This is a genomic window from Agrobacterium sp. 5Ca39 (assembly GCF_055382365.1).
The window spans coordinates 1,984,417-2,006,911 of sequence record NZ_AP026436.1; the positions used below are offsets into that span (position 1 = coordinate 1,984,417).

The following is a 22,495-nucleotide window of genomic DNA, read 5'->3' on the forward strand; positions in this document are numbered from 1 at the left end:
CGGCGCCGCAAAGCTCAACCGGCGTCCGCCCCATGCGCAGGGACGACGTGCCGGCTGTCGAGCGGGTGCTGAACAGCGCATTCAGGAAGACAGGGCCCACGACGAGCTTCGATTTTCGTTCCTATGTAGAGACGTTGTTCTTCAGCAGCCCCGTTTTTGATCCGGATTACGGCAGCGTGGTTTACGATGCGGGAGAGAATGGCGTGACAAGCGTCATTCTGGCCGTGCCCATGCGGTTTGTCGCCAATGGAAGAACCGTTACGGCGCGCCTGCTCTGTGCTTTCGCGTCGGATGGAAAACTTGGCGCACTCGGGGCCGCGCGCCTGTCCCGCGGCATGCGGGCATCGAAACACGACATGCTGTTTTCGGATACAGCCTCGCCTGTCAGCGCCGACCATTGGGTTGCGACCGGCGGCAACATGCTGCCCATCGAAAGCCTGCAATGGCACAAGGCGCTGAAGCCCTTCTCAACCATCGCACTGCGCATGCCGCGCCGTTCGAAACTGGCCAAGACAACGCTTGCCCTGGCGGCGCTCGGCTTCGTGGACGGCGTCCTGCGCAAATGGAAAAAAGGCCTCAGGCCGCAACAGGCTCCGGGCGCCAGGGTAAAAGAAGTGGATTTCGAAACCTTCCGCCGCGCAGCGCTGCCGATGATCGAGCGTTTTTCCGTCCGCCCGGAATGGTCCCATGACGAATTTCACTGGCTGATCGGCATGAGCAGGACGAATGAGAGCCTGGGCGAACTGAAAAGCCTGACGATCGAGACGGCCGAAGGTCATGTCATGGGAGCCGCCCTGTTTTTCGGCCAGCCGGCGCGAACCGCCTATGTGCTCAATCTCGTCTGTGATGCCGGCCGAGAAAACGATGTCCTCAACACACTGTTCCACCATTTTGACAATGAGAATTACGCCCATGTCACTGGCATGGCGCAGCCCTTTCTGATCAACGCGCTTTACCGCCAGAACCACATGAGCTTCCGCCATGACGGATATTTCTGCATGGCCACCCGGGACGATCTGCTGAGGGAAAGGGCGCTGGCCGGGGATATCTATATAGGCGGACTATGCTCGGAGAGCTGGAGCAAACTCATCACCGATTATTGAGGCCCGCGCAGACCGGCACCAGCCGGGCCGCCGCCTCAAGCCTTGGTAAAACGCCCCACATTGGCCGATATCAGATGGCGCAGGGCCTTCGCGTAACGTTTGGAGCGTGTCTTGGCCGCCAGCGCGCTGGTCCAGTCCACCATCGATCCGTTGATATCGAAATCGCCGAGCTGACCTTCGGGTATATCGCCCTTTTCGATCCGCTCGACGATGGAAGCGAGCGCCGAATAGAATTCCGGCGAGCGATAAGGCGGGTGCAGTGAATACATGCCTTTATCCGTACCGAGAAAATCCAGCCTGTAGACGCCGCTGCGCATCATGTTGGTGCTCAACACCTCCTCAGCGGGCATCGAGACGGGCTGCTGATTATAGGCATAGGAGCGGATGCGCCGTTTGACATCGGGCCTGAGCAGTTCCAGCGAACCGATCCGCTTGGCGAAGCGTTCCATGTCGATCATGAAAAGACGTGTGGAAACGGTGGCGAAGCGCCAGGTGGGAATACGCGACGGCAACTTGCGCGGCTCAGGAATGTTCTTCACGCCGGGCATGCCGACATGGCGGGAAATATCGAGATCGCCCCGCACTGTCGGCGGCCCGGAAAACGGCGTGATGCACAGCGCATCCGGATTGGCTTTCTGCAGCGCGATCGCCTCGGAAAACCAGCTCTGGCTGCCGCCGCCAAACATCATGTCGCTGTCCATGTGCAGCACGTAACGGGCGTTGACCCGTTTAAGACCGTGGAAATAGACGTGGAAAGGACCGCCGTCGAAAGCCTTGGCGGGATAGGGAACCGCCGACCGGGAAAAGAAGGTCTCGGACACCGCCTTGCGCGCCTCATCGCTGTAGTCGACGATATCGACGACGAGATGCGGATAGTTGATCTGCATTTCCTCCAGCATGTCGAAAAGTCGTTTGCGCGACGCTTCGAAGCCTTTGCCCTTGTAGCGACCCGCCCCCACCTGGCCGGTATCGACAGTCAGCAGAATGCGGTCCACCTGTCCGCCCCAGACCCGTAGCTGATGCGGCAACGTCAATGCGGCATGCGGAGCGTCGAAGGGATGCAGATTGACCTGCAGCGCTTTCTGGACGGGAGGAAGCGGCATTTCAGCATTCATAGTCACGCACCACGGTTCCGGAATTCATTGATGATGGCCATCATGGGTTTTTCGTTGAAGCTCCAGTCGAGCGGCAACGGTCGGTTCGCCGTGCCGTCACGACGCGGATAGGCCCAGCGGATCCAGGTATACTGGTCCGAAATACCCCATGTGGTGATCGAGGAAAGCGGGCCGCCGGCCGAGGCCGCCTCAAGAAAATCCCGGACCTGACCGTTGATCAGCAAATCGCGTTCCGCTTCCGGACCGGGCAGCGTCTGGTCCATCACATCAAGCTCCGTCACCAGAACGGCAAGGCCGTAACCGCGCATTTCCGTCACGAAGGCGGCAAGCTCGTCCTTGGCGATCGGCCAGCCGCCGCGCAGGTGCCCCTGCAGACCGATGGCGTTGATGGGCGCCCCTTTTTCCAGAAGCTCGAGAATGAGATTGCGGAACGCCTCGCGCTTGGCCGGCGATTTTTCGACCGCGAATTCCACGTCATATTCATTGAGAACGAGCTGCGCTTTCGGATCGACCTGATGGGCGATATCGAAGGCCTTCTTGATGGCGTCCGGCCCGGCGCCGTAATACCAGGCGTCACGCCGGGCGCGCACATTGCCGGGAACATCCGGGATCGGTTCGTTCACCACGTCCCAGCTATGGACCACATCCCCGTAACGCTCCATCACCTTGACGATATGGGTTTCCATCAGCTTCTCGACCTTGCCGCTGCCACCGATGCCGGCAATCCAGGGGGCATTTGAGGCGTACCAGATGAGCGGATGGCCATGCATGGAAAGCTTGTGCTGACGCGCGAAGTTGGCGAGTGCATCGGCGGGCGCAAAATCGAACACCGCTTCCGATGGCCGCATGACCTCCCATTTCATTTCAGTCACGGGGGTGATGCGCGAGCAATATTTCACGATCGCCTCGCCGATGCGGCTATCGGCGGTGAGGTCAGGCAGATAAATGGCCGCGCCGTAAGGGGCGGTTTTGGTCGAGGTTTTTTTCTGCGCGGCAGAGGCCGTGCCGGTCACGGCGTGCAAAAGGCCCGCGCTTGCCGCACCGCCCAGAAAATTCCGCCGCCCGATCCGCATTCATCCGCCTCCACAACCCCGGCGCATCGAGGGAAAACCGGGATCGATCTTCGCCAGCAACGATGCGCAGCCCAAAATGTCGGAGCGTTTCCGCACATCCGGATGGACCCGGCACGCTCCATTCTCAAAACATAACATTCTGATCATGCCAAAAGGATATTAAAGATTTGCAAGGTTAACCGCCGCTATACCACGTCATAATTGGCCAGCGCCGCTTAATCCGGTAGTAACTTCGCCATGCGAATTCTTGGCCCATGCCTCACGGAGTTTAAAGCTTGATATCCGTTTCGATTGTCATCCCCGTTCGCAATGGCGAGCGTTACATCGTGGAAGCGATCGAAAGCGCATTGCTTCAGGGCAAAACCGTCTGCGAGGTGCTGGTGGTCGATGACGGCTCCACTGATAGCACCGCGCAAAAGGTGCAGGGTTTTTCCGATCCGCGCGTTAAACTGCTTGCCCGGCCGCAGGGACGGCAGGGCGTTTCCGCGGTTCGCAATTTCGGTCTTTCGCAGGCACGTGGCGAGTGGACGATGTTTCTCGATGCCGATGACCGCCTGAAGCCTGGCGCCGTCGCGGCGCTTTGCGCCGGCGTCACCGGCCCGGATGTCGTTGCCGTTTATGGCGATTACGAGCGTATCGATGAAAACGGTGCAAAGATCGGCCGTCGCAACCTCATCCGTCGCCGCGAAAAGCCTGACGGCTTCATCCTTCGGCCGCTGCTCGGCGGAAACTTCATCGTCAATGGCGGCATCATGCTGGTCAGAACCCGAATCTTCCAGGATTTCGGCGGTTTCGACGAGACCCTGCGGTATGCGGAAGACTGGTACGGCTGGTGCAGGTTGGCCGCCGCGGGCCGCTTTGTTTATCTTCCCGGCCGCCACGTCCTCGATTATCGGGTTCACCGGACGAGCGTTATGATGAACCGGCTCTTGACCTTCCGCGATTGCGAACCGGCAATCGAAGCCGTGTTTTCCGATCCCGCCATCGTCGCAGCCATACCCCCGCAGGAGCTCGGACGGCTTCGCCGCAAATCCGAAAACCATATGAACGCCTATACTGTTGCCCAGGCGTTTCGTGCCCGCCGTTACCGGGAAGCCTTTTCGGCACTGGCCGACACCGTCATTCATCGCCCGCGCCAGAGCCTCCGGGCCGTCGTTTTTTCCGCCGCAGCACTTGCCGGAATTTAGGAGTTTCCATGTCCGATATCATGCCGGAAGCGGTGGTGTGCATCCCCAGTTTCCGCCGGCCGGAAGGCCTGAAGAAGACACTTTCATCGCTTGCAGCCCAGAAGGCCGATTTTCCCTTCGCGGTCGTCGTGGTCGATAATGATGGTGCAGGCCAGCAGGGTCTTGCTGTTGCGCGCGCCTTTTTTGCCGAAAACGACATGGCCGGGCTGGCCCTGGTAGAACCGACACAGGGCAATTGTTACGCCATCAACACGGCGTTCCGCACCGCCCGGCAGAGCTATCCTTCGGCGCAATGGTTTCTGATGATCGATGACGACGAGGCCGCCTCCCCCTTCTGGCTTGGGCAAATGGTCTCGGCGGCGAAATCCTTCGACGCCGATATCGTCGGCGGACCCGTCAACCGCGAATTCGACGCCCCGGCTTCCAGGGCGGTTCTTTCGCATCCGCTGTTCGGTTCCATAGAAGCACCGACCGGTCCGGTCGACCAGATCCACGGCTCGGGCAATTGCCTGATTTCACGGCGAGTGTTCGAAACCTTGCCGAAGCCGGAATTCGACGTGCGGTTCAACTTCCTCGGCGGCGGCGACATGGATTTCTTCACACGCTGCCGCAAGGCCGGTTTCAAATTCGCATGGAATGCGAACGCCCTCATCATCGAATACGTGCCGGAAAGCCGCATGGCGCCGCGCTGGATCATGGAGCGCTCGCTCCGGACCGGCATCATCAATTACAGCATCGATCGCGCCCGCCGCCCCGGCCTGAAGGGCGGACTGCTGCTCGCCGCCAAAAATGCCGTCAGCCTGTGCCTGTCGCTCTTCCGTGCCGTTTCCGCATTGCTGAAAACCGGTTCGCTGCTGCCCGCCACCCATCCGCCCCTCATGTCCCTGGGCCGGGTGATGGCGAGCCTCGGCATCACGCTCACCCCCTATAAGGCGCCGGCGAAGAAGAGCTGACGCCCGATCTTACCGTCACGTTTAACCCAGCGTCTTTTGCCTGCCGAACGACATCGGGTTCGCGCGCCGTTTCTGCAAACCGAAAGACGAAAAGGCCGTCGCAAGTACGAGAAGCGGCACGAGCACCGGCCAGAAAAAACAAAGGACAATGCCGGTTACCCGATAAAAATCCCAGCTCTTGTCGCGGCGGGCGCCTTCAATATAGGTCATGGCGAGAGAGGTAACGGTGCCAATTCCATATATGAAAAGAGAAATGGACGTAATCACCATTGGTGGCCTCGAAATATCTCTGATTCGAATAAATTTGTAATATTTGTGTAGTGTAGCGCACCCGTTCGCAGTTGCAACGGGTTTCGGCGCCGCAGCGCGCTGATTCAATAAGTTAGAAAAACCTTACATTTATCGGGCAAGACGGCGCAATGATCTAGCGGTTCTGCCCCGAAGCGCCAAAGCGATACTTCAGCAGCGAATATATGGCGATCGGATTGGTCAGCAGGTAACGTTTTCCAAGACGCTTCGGCTCAAGCATCGCCCGGTAGAGCCATTCCAGCCCCATATCCTGCATCCACTGCGGCGCCCGGCTGTTCTTGCCGGCAATGAAATCAAAAAGGCCGCCGCAGGTCTTGATCACGGCGACGCCGGAAAGCCTGTCCAGATTGCGCGAAACGAAGCGCTGCTCGAGCGGGATGCCGAAGCCGACCCAAAGAATATCGGTCTTCGAGGCGACAATATCGGCAATGATTTCGTCCCCGCGACCCGGACTGAAATAACCATTATGGCGTCCCGAAAAGACGAGGCGCGGATAAAGCCTCTGCATTTCCTCGACCGCCGCACGGTTCACCTCTTCGGAACCGCCAAGGAAATAAAACCGGCTGCCCGTCTCTTCGGCGCGCTTGGCCACCGCATGGACGAGATCCGTCGTTGCAACCCGTTCTCTCAACGCCCGGGCACAGAACTTGCGGGAAAAGATCACCAGCGACATGCCATCGGCGTGAATCTGGTCCGCCTGCCGTAGCATGGCGTCGAATTCGCGGTCGTGGTGGCAGAGCGCGATGACCTGACCGTTTGCGGATGTCGAATAAAACGGCCTTGCACCCGGCGTACGCTCCGTCGTTGCACGCAGGATGAAATCCCGCGCGGTTTCATCGATGGTTGCGTCAGTAATGGGTAGGGACGCAAGAGAAATAACCGGCCAGGAATGACCAGTCTCCTCCGTCTGCGGCATCTCTCTCCCTGTCATAATCTGTCCGGCGTCCAAGATAGGCATCGTTTCATTGTTATGGGCACGCATATGCATAAAATAGAAGGCTTCAAACACTACGAAGAACTATCATTAATATTTTTATAAATCCTCCGCTTGAGGCGGGGAAATTGCACGCCCGCTGGTTGAATGACCTTCCCCTCGCCTATTTCCGTTTGGCGTCCGATGGTTTAATGGACGGAAACATCAATGACAAAGGTCCCGGCCATGGAAACCATTTCAATCGACAACCGCGGCGATTTCGGCCTCTGGGCAATAGAACGGGCGAAGGAAATCGTTGCCAACGAGGCGTCCGATCTCGCCGTTTCCGTCCGTGATGGCGACGAGGCAGGCATTCGCGATGCCGGCAATGCGCTGGGTGCGGCCATCGCCGCCGCTCTCCTTGAAGTTTATGATGGTCTGATCTCGGAAGAATAAGTCGGCGCGGGGTCCCAGGTTTAACGCGCCGCGGCTTCCGCATGATCGTCCCGGCGCAGATAACCCCACAGCCCGAGTGCGATCGCAATGGCGAGGCCGAGAAACAGGCCGCCAGCGCCGCCAGCGACGAGGAAGACCAGCTTGCCCGGCGGCCAGCTTCTGGAGTTCGGCGCAACCGGCTGCGAAATAACGCGGACATTGGTGGAATCGATCGATTGCTGTTCGGCGAGCTGGCGTGACCGGGTAAGATAGGTCTCATAGATCGCCGCTGCCGAGCGGGCGTCGCGCTCAAGATCCCTCAGCCGCACCTGCGCTTCGTTATCGGTAAAGACATTGGCACGCTCCGCCACGGCTTTCAGTCGCAGCGCATCGAGCGAGGAGCGCGCTTCGGCGACATTTGTCTTGGCTGCCTGCAGAATGCGCCGCGCCTCGTCGGCCATGCCGCGTTCCAGCATGGCCCGTTCCGCACCTGCAGTCGCCAGCCGCGGATGACGCGCGCCGTAGGTCAGCGTCATGGCTCCGATCTGCTGCTGCAGGGTGCTGTATTGCGCCCGGATCGTGTTCATGGTCTGGCTATCGAAAATCGCATCGCTTTGCGTGCGGTTCTGCGCGATTGCCGCCTCCATCTGCTTCAGCCGGGATTCTTCCTGGATGACGCGCTGCTGGGCCGCGAGAACCTGTGCATTGAGCTCACCGGAGGCCAGGTTGCTGACAAGCTGGCCATTATTCTCCTGCAGGCCGTTTTCGCGACGGAAATCGGCCACCCGCTTTTCAGCCGCAGTAACATTCTCGCGCATTTCCTCAAGCCGCTTCCTGAGATCGTCGACGACACGCTGGCTGCTGTCGGAGGTCGTCTGGAACAGCTCGGTTTCAAACGCCTTCACGATGGCCTTTGAGACCGTCACGGATTTGTCCGCATCATTGGTCCAGACGGAAAGCGTCACCACGAAGGAGCGTGGGTCGCGTTCCGCTGCGACCCGGTCGCCGAGGGAGCGGAGTGCACCGAGCCGGTTGTCGCCATCTTCCGGCCTGGATGAAAACATCGCCTTCAGCCGGGCGAGCGGCGGCGGGCTGATGAATTCCGGATCCTGATCGAGCTTCAGTTCCTCCACCACCCGCGCCAGTACGTTGCGCGACGTGATCGTGCGCAGCTTGCTTTCGACTTCGAGAATCTGCGTGTCACGCTGCTGGTTCGGCGAGAACACGCCGTCGTTGACAACGTTAAGATTGGAGGGATTGACGACGATATCCGTATAGGCCGTGTAGCGTGGCGGCGTCATATACGCATAGCTGAGCGCAGCCGCGACGCAGAGAATGATTGCTAGAACGATCCAGACGATGCCCCTGCGAAGCCAGATGAGGACGTCGTCAACGCCGATCCTGTCGATATGGCTGAGGCCCGGCAATGCTGCGGCCAGACTTCCGCTGGGCGACGACGCCTTCACCGGTCTCGCGGCCGGAGCGGGCTCGACGGCAGCCGCCGCCGGTTTCGGCTCGAGATGCTCTTTCAGCACCGTGCGTTCGAAAACCTCGTCGTCATCCACCAGATCATCCAGCAGGGAACCATGAGTTTTCGCGGCCGGCGCCGTTTTTTCATCGAGCGGACGTACCTGCTTATGTCCCGCCTTTTGAAGCCTGTACATCAGCCAATCCAACTCGAACGAACCAAAAAAAGCCGGCAACTGATGATCCTCATCGTCGCCATAGCCGCTATCGACGGACAAGTTTAAATATGACGGGTGAATTTTAGGTTACCCGCATCATTGCCGTCATCATCGCCTATTCGCGGCCTCCAGGGAAGGGGAGGATTGACGTGAATGGATCGATACGGTTCTTTCAAGCGTTACATTTTTGAACTATCCATTTGGCCCTCAAGGATTTTACGGAAGCGGAGTTGAGAATGAGCCTGAAATTTGGAACGAGCGGCCTTCGTGGCCTCTCCGTCGATCTGAAAGGAAAAGCGTCGGCCGTCTATGCCACGGCATTTGCGAGGCACCTTCTCACATCGGGCCAGGCAAAGGCGGGCGACCCCATTCTCGTTGGCCGCGATTTCCGCGATTCGAGCCCCGATGTGTCCGCCACCTGCATCGCGGCGTTGAAAAAGGCAGGCCTCACGCCGTTCGATTGCGGCACGGTGCCCACCCCGGCTCTGGCGCTTTATGCTCTGTCGCTGAAGGCGGGCGCGCTGATGATCACGGGCTCCCACATCCCGGCCGACCGCAACGGCATCAAGTTCTACCGCCCGGATGGCGAAATCGACAAGCAGGACGAGACGGCCATCGCAGCCCTCGCCGCCGAAATCGAAGCGGAAGGCATCAGCGACGAAACGGCGACTGCCGAAGACCATTCCGCCATCGCAGCCGAACTATTCTACGAGCGCAACATCGCGCTGCTGCCGGAAAAGGCTCTCTCAGGCCTCAAGATCGGTGTTTACCAGCATAGCACGGTGGCGCGCGATCTCTTTGTCGACGTTCTCGCCCATTACGGCGCCGATGTCGTTCCGCTCGGCCGCTCGGAGACCTTCATCCCCGTCGATACGGAGGCGGTCTCGCCGGAGACGCTTTCGCTTCTCAAAAAATGGGCTCCTGAGCACAGTCTCGACGCCATTGTTTCCGCCGATGGCGACGGTGACCGTCCCCTGCTGGCCGATGAAAGGGGCGTACCGCTGCGCGGCGACCTCATTGGCCTCATCACCGCCAATTTCCTTGGCGCAGGCGTCGTTGTCACCCCTGTAACGTCCAATTCCGGCATCGAGGCCAATGGTTCCTTTGAGGTCGTTCGTACGAAGGTTGGCTCGCCTTTCGTCATTGCCGGCATGGCAGACGCCCTTTCAGCCGGCAAGAACGGCGTGATGGGCTTCGAGGCGAATGGCGGCCTGCTGACGGCCTCTTCCTTCACGCTCAACGGCAGGCCCCTCTCGCCGCTGCCCACGCGTGACAGCTTCCTGCCCGTTCTCGCCGTGCTGCTTCTTTCGTCGGAGCAGAAAAAACCGCTGTCGCAAATCGCCGCCGCCTATAACCTTCCGGTCGCCGCCGCCGACCGCCTGGAAAATTTCGCGCAGGAAAAGAGCGCCGCCCTGATGGCGCATCTGCGCGCCTCGCGCACCAATCTCGAAGCCTTCCTCGCCCCGGTTGGCACGGTGAAAGGCCTGAGCGACATCGACGGCCTGCGCGTGTCATTGACCGACGGCAGCACCATCCACTTCCGCCCCTCCGGTAACGCGCCGGAAATGCGCTGCTACGTCGAAGCTGCCAATCAGGATGAGGCCGAGACGCTTTTGAGCAAGGGGCTCGACCTTATCCGAAATTTTGGATGAGAGTGGATGCCGCATACGCGATGGTGTAGACTGCTTGTATGAAGAAAGCGGACGCCATCAGCAAACTCAAGCAACACGCCCAAGCGGTGGAAAGCATGGGCGCAACCTCGCTTTATCTTTTTGGCTCGACGGCCCGTGATGAAGCCATTGCCTCGAGCGACCTGGATATTTTCATTGACTATGATCCGGGTCGCCGTTTCTCATTGCTCGATCTCGTCGGTATCAAGCAGTTTCTGGAAGAGGAATTGGCGGTGGAAGTGGACGTGACGACACGCAATAGCCTGCACCCGCTGCTCCGCAATGACATCGAACAATCCGCGGTGCGGATATTTTGATGGCCGCACGTAAGGTCGAGCCTGTTCTTGCCGAAATTCTGGAAGCCATAAACGGCATTGAAAACCATACTGCAGGTCTGTCACTTGCTGATTTCAAGCAAAATTGGCTTCTCAAACTTGCTGTGCAGCGCGCTCTGGAAATAGTTTCCGAGGCATCCCGCCACCTACCCGAAGACTTGCTGGAGCTGGCGCCGGATGTCCCGTGGAAGCAGGTTCGCGGTATCGGTAATATTTTGCGTCATGAATACCACAAAATCGCTGACGACATCGTTTGGGCGGTTGTCACCGACTATGTGGCACCGCTTAAAACTGCTGTTGAGACTATCCGACGATCCATCGAAAGTGAAAACTGAGTACTTTTCGGTGTGATGTCCGAAATGTCGCACCCTGCCCGTGCCTGTTGCTCTTCCGGCTCCACGGAGCGATAAGAGCCGGAGGGCCACGAGAGGCGGATTATGACCGGCGAAACCATTACCCTTTATGAAGCGATCGGTGGCGATGCGACCGTCAGGGCGCTCACCCGGCGCTTCTATCAACTGATGGATACCCTGCCGGAAGCAGCCCGCTGCCGCGCTATCCACCCGGCCGATCTTTCCGGCAGCGAAGCGAAGTTCTACGATTACCTGACCGGATATCTTGGCGGACCGCCGGTCTACGTCGAGAAGCACGGCCACCCGATGCTGCGCCGCCGCCATTTCGTCGCCCCCATCGGCCCTGCCGAGCGGGATGAATGGCTGCTCTGCTTCCGCCGCGCCATGGAGGAGACGATCGAAAATCCCAAGCTGCGCGACATCATATGGCCCCCGATCGAGAGGCTCGCCTTTCACATGCAGAACCGGGAGGCGGACAGCCAATGAACACGCAGAACGCGATCATAGCGACCGTGCCCGGGGCCAGATTACGGGCCTTCATTCTGTTGCTGGGCAGCCTGCTGGGTGCTGCCGGCGTCATGCTTGCCGCCGCTGCCACCCATACCGGCGAAACCTATATGCTCGGTAATGCTTCCGCCATGGCGCTGGCGCATGCGCCGGTTCTTATCGCGCTCCATATCGGTGCGGATCGCATCAGGACCGCCATTCCGGCGGGCTTGATCCTCGGTCTCGGCACGGCGATCTTCGCCGGCGATCTCGTTATCAGGCATTTTTCCGGCCATAGCCTGTTTCCATACGCTGCGCCCCTGGGCGGCATCGGCATGATCGCGGGTTGGCTGGTGTTGTGCGCGGGAGCGTTTCTGAAGCCGAAAGGCTGATTGTTTTAGGGCATCTGCATCGTGACCCGGAGTGCGAGCGGAGCTCCCTCACACCTGGCGCCATCTTGCCCTCTCGGCAAGGATTTGACGCTAACCACGCGTCCAGCGAAACGGCAGAATGTTGCGGCCTTTTTCAGCCGCCACACCTGTTTGAAAGGCCGTCGTTTCACCCGGCTGGCGGGCGCGCTGATGAGGAAAGGTCACCACATTGCCGCCGCTTCCGGCAGCGCGGCTGCGTCTTTCGCGTTCGCCGATGATGTCATAAAATTCCGTCGTGGCCGGATCGCTCGCCTGTTCGGCCATCTTGTGCAGTTCCACACCACACGGCCTGTCCGCCGTGCGGTGCTCGTCCGGAAAATTATTGCGCTCGTCGCTCATCGCTGGGGCTCCGTTCATTCATCGTCTGAAGCGCCCGCTCCAGACTGGATTTGCTGCCATTGCGCAGCGGAATGAACGTCTTGCCGAACTTCTTGCAACCGGACTTCACCCGCAGACACGCATCGTGGCTGATACAGTCGATCGGGCAGAAAACGCAGTCGACGGAAGGAAGCACGGTATCGATGCGCGAAACCGCCTCACGCAGGCCGCCGTCGTGGTGGATCAGTTCGGCGCCGAAATTGCTGGCGATCTGGCGAAGATGGGCAACCTGACAGTCACGGCCGCCGACATAAAGAAAGCTTTTCGGACCGGAAAGCTGCTGTTCGGCCACGTCCCGCTCGGTCTGGGGAGCGCCTTTGCCCTGCTTGCCGCCACGTTCGGCCTTCTTCTTTTCCTTGCGTGCCATTCCCTCACCTGCCGGTTGGTTTTTGATACCCCGATATCGGGCCCCGACGTTCGGGATGCCGGCAACATAATAAAGATGAGTTTTGGAGTAAAGTATAAAGGTGATAAATTTCCTCATGTTTTTATGCGGAGGGCTTATCACATAATCGCGAGAAGCAGGCCGATCAGCCGTTTATCCGCAACCCGCCCATGAAAAGCTGTTCCAGATGGCGGGCCGCGTCTTCGAAACGTCCCTCGCCGCCATTCTTGTCGCCCAGCACCGCCCGCACCTGTACATCGAAATCGGCATAGTGCTGGGTGGTCGACCAGATCGAGAAAATGAGGTGGTAAGGGTCACATTTGGCCATCCGCCCGGCCTTCACCCAGGCGCGGATCACCTCGGCCTTCTCATCCACCAGCTGTTTCAACGGGCCTTTCAATTCATCTTCGATATGCGGCGCGCCTTGCAGTATTTCGTTCGCAAACAGCCGGCTTTCGCGCGGGAAATCGCGCGACATTTCCAGCTTGCGGCGAATATAGGAGCGGATCTCGCTTTCAGGATTACCCTCGGCATTGAAAGCGCGCAGCGGGTCGAGCCACGTGTCCAGCACCCGCTCGATCAGGGCCCGATGCATCGCCTCCTTGGTGCGGAAGTAATAAAGCACATTCGGCTTGGACATGCCGGCCGCTTCCGCAATCTGGTCGATGGTGGAGCCGCGGAACCCATTCGTGGAAAAAACACTGAGCGCGGCTTCAAGAATCGCTTCCTGCTTTTCCTCCTGAATGCGGGTCCGCTTCTGTGTTTTCGCTGCGCGCGGTATGGCCATTCTCAGCTCTCTGTTTCTTTTCAATGCAATTGCCGCTACAGTATGCTTAAAAAATAATCGACGTTCATAGCTTAGGCAAAATTACTGCGATTCGTCACAAAATCCCTTGCTGACACCATCGCGAATTTGCAATGTTTACCAGTCGGTCAATTTATCCATCATCGCCGCCACAAGGCAATGGCTGTTATCTTAACCGGCAAAAAAGGGAACGGCACAAGCTTTGCTTTGATAAAAACAAAACAGGTGAGGACGACACTTCATGACGGCGGGTAAGAACTTGACGGTTAATGGCGACCGTCTGTGGGATAGTCTGATGGATATGGCGAAGATTGGCCCCGGCATTGCCGGCGGCAATAATCGCCGCACGTTGACGGATGAGGATGCGGAAGGCCGCCGCCTTTTTCAGCGCTGGTGCGAAGCGGCAGGCCTGACGATGGGCGTCGACCGCATGGGCACCATGTTCGCCACCCGCGCCGGCGAGGACCCGGACGCGCTCCCCGTTTATATTGGCAGCCATCTCGATACCCAGCCGACCGGCGGCAAATATGACGGCGTGCTTGGCGTGCTGGCCGGTCTGGAAGTCGTGCGCAGCCTGAACGACCTCAATATCCGCACGAAACACCCCATTGTCGTCACCAACTGGTCGAACGAGGAAGGCGCCCGCTTTGCGCCTGCCATGCTGGCGTCGGGGGTCTTCGCCGGCATTCACGATCTCGATTACGCCTATAGCCGCACGGATACCGACGGCAAGACCTATGGTGAGGAGCTGAAACGTATCGGCTGGCTGGGTGAGGAAGAGGTCGGCGCGCGCAAGATGCACGCCTATTTCGAATATCACATCGAACAGGGCCCGATCTTGGAGGCCGAAAACAAGCAGATCGGCGTCGTCACCCATTGCCAGGGCCTGTGGTGGCTTGAGGTGACGCTGACCGGCAAGGAAGCCCATACCGGCTCCACCCCGATGGCCATGCGCGTTAATGCCGGCCTTGCTGCCGCGCGCATCCTCGAAAAGGTGCAGGAAGTGGCGATGGCCCACCAGCCGGGAGCCGTCGCCGGCGTCGGCCAGATGATCTTCACGCCCAATTCCCGCAATGTGCTGCCCGGCAAGGTGGTCTTCACCATCGACCTCAGAACCCCCTCGCAGGCAAAGCTCGACAGCATGCGCGCCATCTTCGAACGCGAGGTGCCCGCCATCGCCGAAGAACTCGGCGTCGGCTGCTCGATCGAAGCCATCGGCCATTTCGACCCCGTCACCTTCGATCCTATCCTCGTCGGCCGCGTACGCTCCGCCGCCGAAAGACTGGGCTACAGCCACATGGACATCATCTCCGGCGCCGGCCACGACGCCTGCTGGACGGCCAGAGTCGCCCCCTCCACCATGATCTTCTGCCCCTGCGTGGACGGGCTTTCCCACAACGAGGCCGAAGAAATTTCACCCGAATGGGCAAAGGCCGGCTGCGACGTGCTGTTGCATGCGGTGCTGGAGACTGCGGAGATCGTTGAATGACCGCCACCATCATCAAGAACGGTACCATCGTCACCGCCGATCTCACCTACAAGGCCGACATCAGGATCGAAGACGGCAGAATCACCGAGATCGGCCCTGATCTCACCGGCGGCACCGTGCTGGATGCCACCGGATGTTACGTGATGCCCGGCGGCATCGATCCGCATGTGCATCTGGAAATGCCCTTCATGGGCACCTATTCCGCCGATGATTTCGAGAGCGGCACGCGGGCGGCGCTTTCCGGCGGCACGACCATGGTGGTGGATTTCTGCCTGCCGGAGCCGGGGCAATCGCTTCTCGATGCCCTGCAACGCTGGGACAACAAGGCGACGCGCGCCAATTGCGATTACTCCTTCCACATGGCCGTCACCTGGTGGGGCGAACAGGTCTTCGATGAGATGAAGACGGTGGTTCAGGAAAAGGGCATCAACTCCTTCAAGCACTTCATGGCCTATAAAGGCGCGCTGATGGTGAATGACGACGAGATGTTCGCCTCCTTCTCGCGCTGCGCGGAGCTCGGCGCCATTCCCTTCGTGCATGCGGAAAACGGCGATATCGTCGCGCAGATGCAGGAAAAACTGATGGCGGAAGGCAATGTCGGGCCGGAAGCGCACGCCTATTCCCGCCCGCCCTCCGTCGAAGGCGAGGCGACCAACCGCGCCATCATCATCGCCGATATGGCCGGTGCGCCGCTTTACGTCGTCCACACCTCCTGCGAACAGGCGCATGAAGCCATCCGCCGCGCCCGGCAAAACGGCATGCGGGTTTATGGCGAGCCGCTGATTCAGCACCTGATCCTCGACGAAGGTGAATATGCCAATCCCGACTGGGATCACGCCGCCCGCCGCGTCATGTCACCGCCCTTCCGCAACCGTCAGCATCAGGACAGCCTCTGGGCGGGTCTGGCCTCCGGCTCGCTGCAATGTGTGGCGACCGATCATTGCGCCTTCACGACCGAGCAGAAACGCTTCGGCCTCGGTGATTTCCGCAAGATCCCGAACGGCACCGGCGGGCTGGAAGACCGCATGCCGCTGCTCTGGACCCATGGCGTGGCAACCGGCCGGCTGACGATGAACGAGTTCGTCGCCGTCACTTCCACCAACATCGCCAAGATTCTCAATATCTATCCGAGGAAAGGCGCGATCCTCGTCGGCAGCGACGCCGATATCGTCGTCTGGGACCCGGCGCTTACAAAGACCATCAGTGCGGCAAACCAGCAATCGGCCATCGATTACAACGTGTTCGAAGGGCAGAAGGTAAAGGGTCTGCCGCGCTACACGCTCTCGCGCGGGCTGGTGAGCGTTGAGGAAGGCACCATCGAGACACAGCCCGGCCACGGCCAGTTCATCGCCCGCGATCCCTATCCGGCCGTCAGCCAGGCGCTTTCCACCTGGAAGGAGCTCGTATCGCCACGCAAGGTGGAACGCACAGGCATTCCGGCATCGGGCGTGTGATCATGAGCGAGCCGAAACGCGAAATCCTCATCGCCGCCGCCATTCTCCTCAACGAGAAGCGGCAGATGCTCGTGGTGCGCAAGCGCGGCACCACGCAGTTCATGCAGCCGGGCGGCAAGATCGATCCAGGCGAAACGCCGGAACAGGCGCTTCACCGCGAGCTGGCCGAGGAAATCGGCCTGACGCTGCCCGAAAATGCCGCGCGTTATGAAGGCATCTTTCGCGAGGAAGCCGCCAATGAGCCGGGCGCTGATGTCGTCGCCCATGCCTTTACCGCCAGGCTTCATTCCGAGGTCACCCCGCAGGCGGAAATCGAGGAAGTCCGCTGGCTCGATCTCGACCGCACCCCCGGCGTCACCATCGCCAGACTGACGGAAACCCAGATGCTGCCGCTGGCGCGCGCCGCACTTACGGAAAGTGAAACCAAGCCGCGATGAACCAGGCCTCTTCCTATTCCGTCGTTTCCGCCAGAAAACTGGGCCTCACTTTCGAAACGGGGGACGGCCCGGTTCACGCGCTGTCCAATGTCGATCTCGACGTGAAAAAGGGCGACTTCGTCTCCTTCATCGGCCCTTCCGGCTGCGGCAAGACGACCTTTCTGCGGGTCATCGCCGATCTCGAAAAACACACGTCCGGTGAGATCACCGTCAACGGCACCACGCCGGAAAATGCCCGCAAGGACCGGTCCTACGGCTACGTCTTTCAGGCCGCCGCGCTCTATCCATGGCGCAGCATCGAAAAGAACATCGCCCTGCCGCTCGAAATCATGGGTTACAGCAAGGCCGAGCAGCGCGAGCGCATCGACCGCACCATGGACCTCGTCAACCTCAACGGCTTCGGCAAGAAATACCCCTGGCAGCTTTCCGGCGGCATGCAGCAGCGCGCCTCCATCGCCCGTGCGCTCGCCTTCGATGCCGACCTGCTTCTGATGGACGAGCCCTTCGGCGCGCTGGACGAGATCGTACGCGATCATCTGAACGAACAGCTGCTGAAACTCTGGGATACGACCGGCAAGACCATCTGTTTCGTCACCCACTCGATTCCGGAAGCGGTTTATCTCTCGACCAAGATCGTCGTGATGTCGCCGCGGCCGGGCCGGGTGACCGATGTGATTGAATCCACTTTGCCGCGGGAAAGGCCGCTGGAAATCAGGGAGACGCCGGAGTTTCTGGCGATTGCGCACCGGGTGCGTGAGGGGTTGAAGGCGGGGCACAGCTATGAGGGGTGATGCTGGAAAAGACGCCGTTGCGGCAGGTTTTACCCCCCTCTGTCCTGCCGGACATCTCCCCCACAAGGAGGGAGATCGGCAAGGAGCGCTACCAATGCTCTTTCCACAGGCGTTGAGATGGCCGCGACCATGCCACGAGTCGATCTCCCCCCTTGTGGGGGAGATGCCTGGCAGGGCAGAGGGGGGTAAGCCTCACCCACAGGTCACCGCTAATCATCACCCTCGATGCACGCAGCGGAGCAAAACCCCATGACCCTCCTCCGCCACCGCGTCCTCCCGATCCTCACCGTCCTCCTCGCCATTCTCATCCTCTGGCATCTCGCCGTCATTTACCTCAACATGCCCTTCGCCCGCGACCAGGCCACCCGCGCTGGCCAGACGCCGGGCTTCCTCGAACTCCTGCCGCAAACCTTCGCACAGGAGCGCCCGGTCCTCCCCGCGCCGCATCAGATCATCGCGGAACTCTGGGATACCACCGTCAACAAGGCCGTCACCTCCAAGCGCAGCCTCGTCTACCACGCCGGCGTCACGCTTTCGGCCACGCTGCTCGGTTTCGCCATCGGCGCGGTGCTGGGAATCCTGCTGGCGGTCGCGATCATCCATAACCGCGCCATGGACCGCTCCGTCATGCCGTGGATCATTGCCAGCCAGACGATCCCCATTCTCGCCATCGCGCCGATGATCATCGTTGTCCTGAACTCCATCGGCATTTCCGGACTGCTGCCGAAGGCGCTGATCTCGACCTATCTCTCTTTCTTCCCCATCGTCGTCGGCATGGTGAAGGGCTTAAGAAGCCCCGAAACCCTGCAGCTTGACCTGATGCACACCTATAATGCCTCACCGGCGCAGATCTTCTGGAAGCTGCGCTGGCCCGCCGCCCTGCCCTATCTCTTCACATCGCTGAAGATCGCCATCGCCATCGCGCTTGTCGGCGCCATCGTCGGTGAATTGCCGACAGGCGCTGTTGCGGGTCTCGGCGCGAGACTGCTCTCCGGTTCCTATTATGGCCAGACGGTGCAGATATGGGCGGCGCTGTTCATGGCAGCCGGTGTCGCCGCCATTCTGGTATCGATCATCGGCGTCGCCCATGCCGCCGTCCTCAAGCGAATGGGAGCACGGCCATGACGAACCCCGGCTGGTTTATCGGCGCTATCCTGTTCTGGCTTGCGGCCTGGGCCTTCAACGAATGGCTGGTACGCCAGGCCTTTATTTCCCAGACAGCGAAACGCATAAGTCGCCTCGCCGTGCCGCTGCTGTTCGGCCTTGCCATTCTGGTTCTCTGGGAAGGGGTGGTCCGCGGATTTTCCGTGCCGCCCATCCTGCTGCCGGCGCCGAGCGCCATTCTCGCCCGCCTTCTCGGCTCACTGCCGATCCTCTGGGCGGATTTCCGCCAGACCTTCATCAAATCCGTACTGACGGGTTACATCCTTGGCTGCGGCCTCGGGTTCCTCGTCGCCATCCTCATTGATCGGTCGCCTTTCCTGCAACGCGGTCTTCTGCCCATCGGCAATTTCGTCTCCGCCCTTCCGGTCGTCGGCGTGGCACCCATCATGGTGATGTGGTTCGGTTTCGACTGGCAGTCGAAAGTCGCCGTCGTCGTCATCATGACCTTCTTCCCGATGCTGGTGAACACGGTGCAGGGGCTTGCCGCCGCCAGCCACATGGAGCGCGACCTGATGCGCACCTATGCTGCCGGCTGGTGGCCGACGCTGATAAAGCTGCGCCTGCCCGCCGCCTGGCCCTTCATCTTCAACGCGCTGAAGATCAATTCCACGCTCGCCCTGATCGGCGCCATCGTCGCGGAATTCTTCGGCACGCCCATCGTCGGCATGGGTTTCCGCATCTCGGCGGAAATGGGCCGCAGCAATGTCGATATGGTCTGGGCCGAGATTGCCGTGGCGGCGCTCGCAGGTTCGGGCTTTTACGGTCTTGTGGCGCTCGCAGAACGGGCCGTCACCTTCTGGCATCCGTCCGTCCGTGGGGGACGAACGTAAATAACGAAAAAGGGAACAGCGATGAAAATGAAACTTGCATCCATGCTTCTTGCCGGGGCGTCACTGCTGACCGCATTTAGCGCTCAGGCCGCCGACAAGATCACCCTGCAGCTGAAATGGGTCACCCAGGCGCAGTTCGCCGGATATTACGTCGCCAAGGACAAGGGCTTTTATGAAGCCGAAGGCCTGGATGTCGACATAAAGCCCGGCGGCCCGGATATTGCGCCCGCGCAGGTTCTGGCCGGCGGCGGGGCCGACGTCATCGTCGACTGGATGCCGTCTGCGCTTGCCACGCGTGAAAAGGGCGTGCCGCTGGTCAATATCGCCCAGCCATTCAAATCATCGGGCATGATGCTGACCTGCCTGAAGGAAACCGGCATCAAGAAGCCCGAGGATCTCAAGGGCAAGACGCTGGGCGTCTGGTTCTTCGGCAATGAATATCCATTCCTGTCGTGGATGGCGCATCTGAAAATCCCGACCACCGGCGGCGCCGATGGCGTGACCGTGCTGAAGCAGGGTTTCAACGTCGATCCGCTACTGCAGAAACAGGCCGCCTGCATTTCGACGATGACCTATAATGAATATGGCCAGGTCCTCGATGCCGGCATCAAGCCTGATGACCTCGTCACCTTCAAATATGAAGACGAAGGCGTGGCGACGCTGGAAGACGGGCTCTACGTTCTAGAAGACAAGCTGAAGGACGCCAAGTTCAAGGAGGACATGGTCAAATTCGTCCGTGCCTCCATGAAGGGCTGGAAATGGGCCGAGGAAAACCCTGACGAGGCCGCCGATATCGTTCTCGAAAACGACGCCTCCGGCGCGCAGACCGAAAAGCACCAGAAGCGCATGATGGGCGAAGTGGCAAAGCTGACGGCCGGCTCGAAGGGCGCTCTCGACAAGGCGGATTACGAGCGAACAGTGAAGACCCTGCTCGGCGGCGGCTCCGACCCCGTTATCACCAAGGAGCCCTCGGGCGCATATACGACCGAAATTACCGACGCTGCGTTGAAGTAGGCGCGGGCGGGAAGATAGGATCGCGCGGCGTTGACCGCGCGATTTTCTTGAATGACAACCTCTCTTCCGTCATCCTCAGGCTTGACCCGAGGATCTACCGACGTTTCGATTGCGGCGATGTGCCTGGATCCGCGTCAAGCCCGAGGATGACGGCGTATTAAGCGTTCTCAGAACTCCAGGCCGCGTCACGCATTGGTAACCCATCAAACCAATTACAACACCTCGACCTATACAAAAATGTATATCAACCCTCGTGGCTATGCGGATTGATTTGCACGACAACAAGAATTACAGTCCCGCCCACAAGACTGCCAAATTTGATCTTGTAGAAAAAGCACAGGGCAAAGGTGCTTGAGATTCGCGTTGAGGGGCGTTCGAATCGGGAGGATCGAAAAGGGAGTATTGTGATCCCTTGTTTCACATTCGCCATCGCATGACCTTTTAAGATACGGGCCGCAGCCTGCAGGACATGTGAGCGGATATTGCGCGAGCCAAGACATATGCAGCATAAAGTCACGTTTAACCGTATTCTTTTCCTTCTTCTTCTGTCCGCAACGGCGCTTCCCCTTCCAGCAGCCGCGGAGGGAGAGGCACAGGCGCCGGTGAAACAGCAGAACGTGCCCTCGATCATCGTCGCGCATGTCGCAAAGCGCGACCTCGTTGACCGTGTTATCGCGACAGGCACAATCCGCCCGGTGGACGAAATCTACGTCCAGCCCTTGGTCGACGGCCTGTCGATCGACACGTTGAACGCCGATATCGGCGACCGGGTGGCGGCGAATGCGGTTCTGGCCGTCCTGTCCTCCGATAGCCTCGTCCTGCAAAAGAGCCAGCTCGAAGCCAACAAGGCCAAGGCCGAAGCTTCCGTCACCCAGTCCAAGGCGCAGGTGCTGGAGGCGCAGGCCAATCTGGCCGACGCCCTTCGCCAGCGCGACCGCGCCGCCAAGCTCAGCCAGACCGGTTCAGGCTCCATTTCCGAAACGGAAAAGACCGAAGCCCTCGCGCAGGTGGCGCAGGCTCGCCTCGATGCGGCCAAGCAGGCCGTTTCCGCCGGCGAAGCCGACATCAAGGTGGTTGACGCGCAGATCGCCGATATCGATCTCAAGCTCACGCGCACCGGCGTGAAAACCCCGGTCGCCGGCATCGTTTCAGCCAAGAACGCCAAGGTGGGCGCGATTGCCAGCGGCGCCGGAAACCCGCTTTTCACCGTCATCAAGGACGGCGCCATCGAACTTGTTGCCGATCTTTCCGAAACCGACATTCAAAACGTGAAAGTCGGCCAGAAAGCCTATTTGACGGTTGCTGGCGGAAGAGCGAAAATAGAAGGCAAGGTGCGCCTCGTTTCGCCGACCGTCGATCCGACGACGCGCCTCGGTTCCGTGCATGTGGTGCTGCCGGAAAACAGCCCGGCGCGATCGGGCATGTATGCCAGCGCAGAGATCGTGATCGAGGAGACGAACGCGCTCGCCTTGCCGCTCTCGGCTGTCACTTCCGGGCGTGAAGGCTCGACCGCCCGCAAGGTGGAGGGCGACGTCGTCAAGCAGGTGAAGATCGAGACCGGCATAGAAGACGGTGGATTCATCGAGATCGTCAGCGGCCTTGCCGCTGGAGACAAGGTTGTCGAGAAAGCTGGAGCATTCGTGCGTGATGGTGACCGGATAAGACCGGTGGAAGCCCAGACGGCTGCGTCCAACTGACTG

24 protein-coding genes and 1 pseudogene are annotated in these 22,495 nt (G+C 59.9%); 17 read left to right on the forward strand and 8 right to left on the reverse strand.

Going from position 1 to position 22,495, the window contains the following annotated elements; genetic code table 11:
- The first annotated feature begins 32 nt into the window (after positions 1–32).
- A complete protein-coding gene (locus tag ACZ47E_RS09890; protein WP_244455480.1) occupies positions 33–1,103 on the forward strand; it encodes a GNAT family N-acetyltransferase in 1,071 nt (356 codons plus the stop codon).
- Between the two features lie 35 nt (positions 1,104–1,138).
- Here the strand turns inward: ACZ47E_RS09890 and uppG are convergent, their stop codons facing one another.
- Positions 1,139–2,218: a polysaccharide biosynthesis glycosyltransferase UppG gene (gene uppG / locus ACZ47E_RS09895; protein WP_278067476.1), complete on the reverse strand. Its 1,080-nt coding sequence runs from the start codon at positions 2,216–2,218 to the stop codon at positions 1,139–1,141.
- Between the two features lie 2 nt (positions 2,219–2,220).
- A complete protein-coding gene (gene uppI, locus ACZ47E_RS09900; RefSeq protein WP_006699578.1) occupies positions 2,221–3,291 on the reverse strand; it encodes a polysaccharide biosynthesis UDP-hexose transferase UppI in 1,071 nt (356 codons plus the stop codon).
- A gap of 275 nt (positions 3,292–3,566) precedes the next feature.
- On the opposite strand from uppI, the gene uppH reads away from it, so the two are divergent.
- Positions 3,567–4,478, forward strand: a complete 912-nt coding sequence (gene uppH / locus ACZ47E_RS09905) for a polysaccharide biosynthesis endo-1,4-beta-xylanase UppH (RefSeq protein WP_004443231.1) — start codon at positions 3,567–3,569, stop codon at positions 4,476–4,478.
- Between the two features lie 8 nt (positions 4,479–4,486).
- Positions 4,487–5,431, forward strand: coding sequence for a polysaccharide biosynthesis UDP-hexose transferase UppJ (gene uppJ / locus ACZ47E_RS09910; RefSeq protein WP_309761317.1), 945 nt, complete (start codon positions 4,487–4,489; stop codon positions 5,429–5,431).
- A 21-nt stretch (positions 5,432–5,452) separates the two neighbouring features.
- On the opposite strand, the gene ACZ47E_RS09915 is transcribed toward uppJ, so the two are convergent.
- Complete coding sequence (locus ACZ47E_RS09915; RefSeq protein ID WP_045532155.1) at positions 5,453–5,701, reverse strand: hypothetical protein; 249 nt, start codon at positions 5,699–5,701, stop codon at positions 5,453–5,455.
- Positions 5,702–5,855: 154 nt separating this feature from the next.
- Entirely contained in the window at positions 5,856–6,656 is an 801-nt protein-coding gene (gene uppL / locus ACZ47E_RS09920) for a polysaccharide biosynthesis UDP-hexose transferase UppL (protein WP_004443235.1), read from the reverse strand.
- Between the two features lie 243 nt (positions 6,657–6,899).
- Here uppL and ACZ47E_RS09925 point away from each other — a divergent pair, with 243 nt between their 5' ends.
- The gene (locus ACZ47E_RS09925; RefSeq protein WP_003491679.1) at positions 6,900–7,109 is read left to right on the forward strand and encodes a hypothetical protein; all 210 of its coding nucleotides are present in this window, start codon (positions 6,900–6,902) and stop codon (positions 7,107–7,109) included.
- A gap of 20 nt (positions 7,110–7,129) precedes the next feature.
- On the opposite strand, the gene uppM is transcribed toward ACZ47E_RS09925, so the two are convergent.
- On the reverse strand, positions 7,130–8,752 hold the full coding sequence (uppM, locus tag ACZ47E_RS09930; RefSeq protein ID WP_045532332.1) for a polysaccharide biosynthesis protein UppM: 1,623 nt from the start codon (positions 8,750–8,752) through the stop codon (positions 7,130–7,132).
- Between the two features lie 257 nt (positions 8,753–9,009).
- On the opposite strand from uppM, the gene uppO reads away from it, so the two are divergent.
- From uppO to ACZ47E_RS09955, 5 genes are all read left to right on the forward strand, one after another.
- A complete protein-coding gene (uppO, locus tag ACZ47E_RS09935; RefSeq protein ID WP_112556909.1) occupies positions 9,010–10,425 on the forward strand; it encodes a polysaccharide biosynthesis phosphomannomutase UppO in 1,416 nt (471 codons plus the stop codon).
- A gap of 38 nt (positions 10,426–10,463) precedes the next feature.
- Positions 10,464–10,760, forward strand: coding sequence for a nucleotidyltransferase family protein (locus ACZ47E_RS09940; protein ID WP_006699572.1), 297 nt, complete (start codon positions 10,464–10,466; stop codon positions 10,758–10,760).
- Positions 10,760–11,113, forward strand: a complete 354-nt coding sequence (locus tag ACZ47E_RS09945; RefSeq protein WP_006699571.1) for a HepT-like ribonuclease domain-containing protein — start codon at positions 10,760–10,762, stop codon at positions 11,111–11,113. The genes ACZ47E_RS09940 and ACZ47E_RS09945 overlap by 1 nt, the downstream gene beginning before the upstream one ends.
- 102 nt (positions 11,114–11,215) lie before the next feature.
- Complete coding sequence (locus ACZ47E_RS09950) at positions 11,216–11,617, forward strand: group II truncated hemoglobin (RefSeq protein WP_004443244.1); 402 nt, start codon at positions 11,216–11,218, stop codon at positions 11,615–11,617.
- Entirely contained in the window at positions 11,614–12,009 is a 396-nt protein-coding gene (locus tag ACZ47E_RS09955; RefSeq protein ID WP_278066962.1) for a DUF423 domain-containing protein, read from the forward strand. The genes ACZ47E_RS09950 and ACZ47E_RS09955 overlap by 4 nt, the downstream gene beginning before the upstream one ends.
- A gap of 90 nt (positions 12,010–12,099) precedes the next feature.
- Here ACZ47E_RS09955 and ACZ47E_RS09960 read toward each other — a convergent pair whose 3' ends face one another.
- The 3 genes and pseudogenes from ACZ47E_RS09960 to rutR form a co-directional block, all read right to left on the reverse strand.
- A complete protein-coding gene (locus tag ACZ47E_RS09960; protein WP_077987283.1) occupies positions 12,100–12,387 on the reverse strand; it encodes a hypothetical protein in 288 nt (95 codons plus the stop codon).
- Positions 12,368–12,691, reverse strand: a pseudogene (locus tag ACZ47E_RS09965) (DUF2325 domain-containing protein); the annotation flags it as partial. The gene ACZ47E_RS09960 and the pseudogene ACZ47E_RS09965, both read right to left, overlap by 20 nt.
- Before the next feature lie 265 nt (positions 12,692–12,956).
- Entirely contained in the window at positions 12,957–13,598 is a 642-nt protein-coding gene (gene rutR, locus ACZ47E_RS09970) for an HTH-type transcriptional regulator RutR (RefSeq protein WP_112556903.1), read from the reverse strand.
- A gap of 259 nt (positions 13,599–13,857) precedes the next feature.
- Here rutR and ACZ47E_RS09975 point away from each other — a divergent pair, with 259 nt between their 5' ends.
- The 8 genes from ACZ47E_RS09975 (at position 13,858) to ACZ47E_RS10010 (ending at position 22,492) form a co-directional block, all read left to right on the forward strand.
- A complete protein-coding gene (locus tag ACZ47E_RS09975) occupies positions 13,858–15,105 on the forward strand; it encodes a Zn-dependent hydrolase (RefSeq protein ID WP_278066963.1) in 1,248 nt (415 codons plus the stop codon).
- The gene (gene hydA, locus ACZ47E_RS09980) at positions 15,102–16,559 is read left to right on the forward strand and encodes a dihydropyrimidinase (RefSeq protein WP_278066964.1); all 1,458 of its coding nucleotides are present in this window, start codon (positions 15,102–15,104) and stop codon (positions 16,557–16,559) included. Before ACZ47E_RS09975 ends, hydA begins: the two co-directional genes overlap by 4 nt.
- A gap of 2 nt (positions 16,560–16,561) precedes the next feature.
- A complete protein-coding gene (locus tag ACZ47E_RS09985; RefSeq protein ID WP_004443258.1) occupies positions 16,562–16,996 on the forward strand; it encodes an NUDIX hydrolase in 435 nt (144 codons plus the stop codon).
- Positions 16,993–17,787, forward strand: coding sequence for an ABC transporter ATP-binding protein (locus ACZ47E_RS09990; protein WP_278066965.1), 795 nt, complete (start codon positions 16,993–16,995; stop codon positions 17,785–17,787). Before ACZ47E_RS09985 ends, ACZ47E_RS09990 begins: the two co-directional genes overlap by 4 nt.
- A 249-nt stretch (positions 17,788–18,036) precedes the next feature.
- The gene (locus ACZ47E_RS09995) at positions 18,037–18,912 is read left to right on the forward strand and encodes an ABC transporter permease (RefSeq protein WP_278066966.1); all 876 of its coding nucleotides are present in this window, start codon (positions 18,037–18,039) and stop codon (positions 18,910–18,912) included.
- Positions 18,909–19,781, forward strand: a complete 873-nt coding sequence (locus ACZ47E_RS10000; protein WP_278066967.1) for an ABC transporter permease — start codon at positions 18,909–18,911, stop codon at positions 19,779–19,781. The genes ACZ47E_RS09995 and ACZ47E_RS10000 overlap by 4 nt, the downstream gene beginning before the upstream one ends.
- Before the next feature lie 21 nt (positions 19,782–19,802).
- A complete protein-coding gene (locus tag ACZ47E_RS10005) occupies positions 19,803–20,795 on the forward strand; it encodes an ABC transporter substrate-binding protein (protein WP_022556797.1) in 993 nt (330 codons plus the stop codon).
- Positions 20,796–21,295: 500 nt separating this feature from the next.
- Entirely contained in the window at positions 21,296–22,492 is a 1,197-nt protein-coding gene (locus ACZ47E_RS10010; RefSeq protein ID WP_004443272.1) for an efflux RND transporter periplasmic adaptor subunit, read from the forward strand.
- Positions 22,493–22,495 lie beyond the last annotated feature (3 nt).

Bases quoted from the DNA above. Each gene is read 5' to 3' on its own strand.
- ACZ47E_RS09890 (WP_244455480.1), top strand. From the start codon at position 33: ATGCGCAGGGACGACGTGCCGGCTGTCGAGCGGGTGCTGAACAGCGCA.
- uppG (WP_278067476.1), bottom strand. From the start codon at position 2,218: ATGAATGCTGAAATGCCGCTTCCTCCCGTCCAGAAAGCGCTGCAGGTC.
- uppI (WP_006699578.1), bottom strand. From the start codon at position 3,291: ATGCGGATCGGGCGGCGGAATTTTCTGGGCGGTGCGGCAAGCGCGGGC.
- uppJ (WP_309761317.1), top strand. From the start codon at position 4,487: ATGTCCGATATCATGCCGGAAGCGGTGGTGTGCATCCCCAGTTTCCGC.
- ACZ47E_RS09915 (WP_045532155.1), bottom strand. From the start codon at position 5,701: ATGGTGATTACGTCCATTTCTCTTTTCATATATGGAATTGGCACCGTT.
- uppL (WP_004443235.1), bottom strand. From the start codon at position 6,656: ATGCCGCAGACGGAGGAGACTGGTCATTCCTGGCCGGTTATTTCTCTT.
- ACZ47E_RS09925 (WP_003491679.1), top strand. From the start codon at position 6,900: ATGGAAACCATTTCAATCGACAACCGCGGCGATTTCGGCCTCTGGGCA.
- uppM (WP_045532332.1), bottom strand. From the start codon at position 8,752: ATGTACAGGCTTCAAAAGGCGGGACATAAGCAGGTACGTCCGCTCGAT.
- uppO (WP_112556909.1), top strand. From the start codon at position 9,010: ATGAGCCTGAAATTTGGAACGAGCGGCCTTCGTGGCCTCTCCGTCGAT.
- ACZ47E_RS09940 (WP_006699572.1), top strand. From the start codon at position 10,464: ATGAAGAAAGCGGACGCCATCAGCAAACTCAAGCAACACGCCCAAGCG.
- ACZ47E_RS09945 (WP_006699571.1), top strand. From the start codon at position 10,760: ATGGCCGCACGTAAGGTCGAGCCTGTTCTTGCCGAAATTCTGGAAGCC.
- ACZ47E_RS09950 (WP_004443244.1), top strand. From the start codon at position 11,216: ATGACCGGCGAAACCATTACCCTTTATGAAGCGATCGGTGGCGATGCG.
- ACZ47E_RS09955 (WP_278066962.1), top strand. From the start codon at position 11,614: ATGAACACGCAGAACGCGATCATAGCGACCGTGCCCGGGGCCAGATTA.
- ACZ47E_RS09960 (WP_077987283.1), bottom strand. From the start codon at position 12,387: ATGAGCGACGAGCGCAATAATTTTCCGGACGAGCACCGCACGGCGGAC.
- rutR (WP_112556903.1), bottom strand. From the start codon at position 13,598: ATGGCCATACCGCGCGCAGCGAAAACACAGAAGCGGACCCGCATTCAG.
- ACZ47E_RS09975 (WP_278066963.1), top strand. From the start codon at position 13,858: ATGACGGCGGGTAAGAACTTGACGGTTAATGGCGACCGTCTGTGGGAT.
- hydA (WP_278066964.1), top strand. From the start codon at position 15,102: ATGACCGCCACCATCATCAAGAACGGTACCATCGTCACCGCCGATCTC.
- ACZ47E_RS09985 (WP_004443258.1), top strand. From the start codon at position 16,562: ATGAGCGAGCCGAAACGCGAAATCCTCATCGCCGCCGCCATTCTCCTC.
- ACZ47E_RS09990 (WP_278066965.1), top strand. From the start codon at position 16,993: ATGAACCAGGCCTCTTCCTATTCCGTCGTTTCCGCCAGAAAACTGGGC.
- ACZ47E_RS09995 (WP_278066966.1), top strand. From the start codon at position 18,037: ATGACCCTCCTCCGCCACCGCGTCCTCCCGATCCTCACCGTCCTCCTC.
- ACZ47E_RS10000 (WP_278066967.1), top strand. From the start codon at position 18,909: ATGACGAACCCCGGCTGGTTTATCGGCGCTATCCTGTTCTGGCTTGCG.
- ACZ47E_RS10005 (WP_022556797.1), top strand. From the start codon at position 19,803: ATGAAAATGAAACTTGCATCCATGCTTCTTGCCGGGGCGTCACTGCTG.
- ACZ47E_RS10010 (WP_004443272.1), top strand. From the start codon at position 21,296: ATGCAGCATAAAGTCACGTTTAACCGTATTCTTTTCCTTCTTCTTCTG.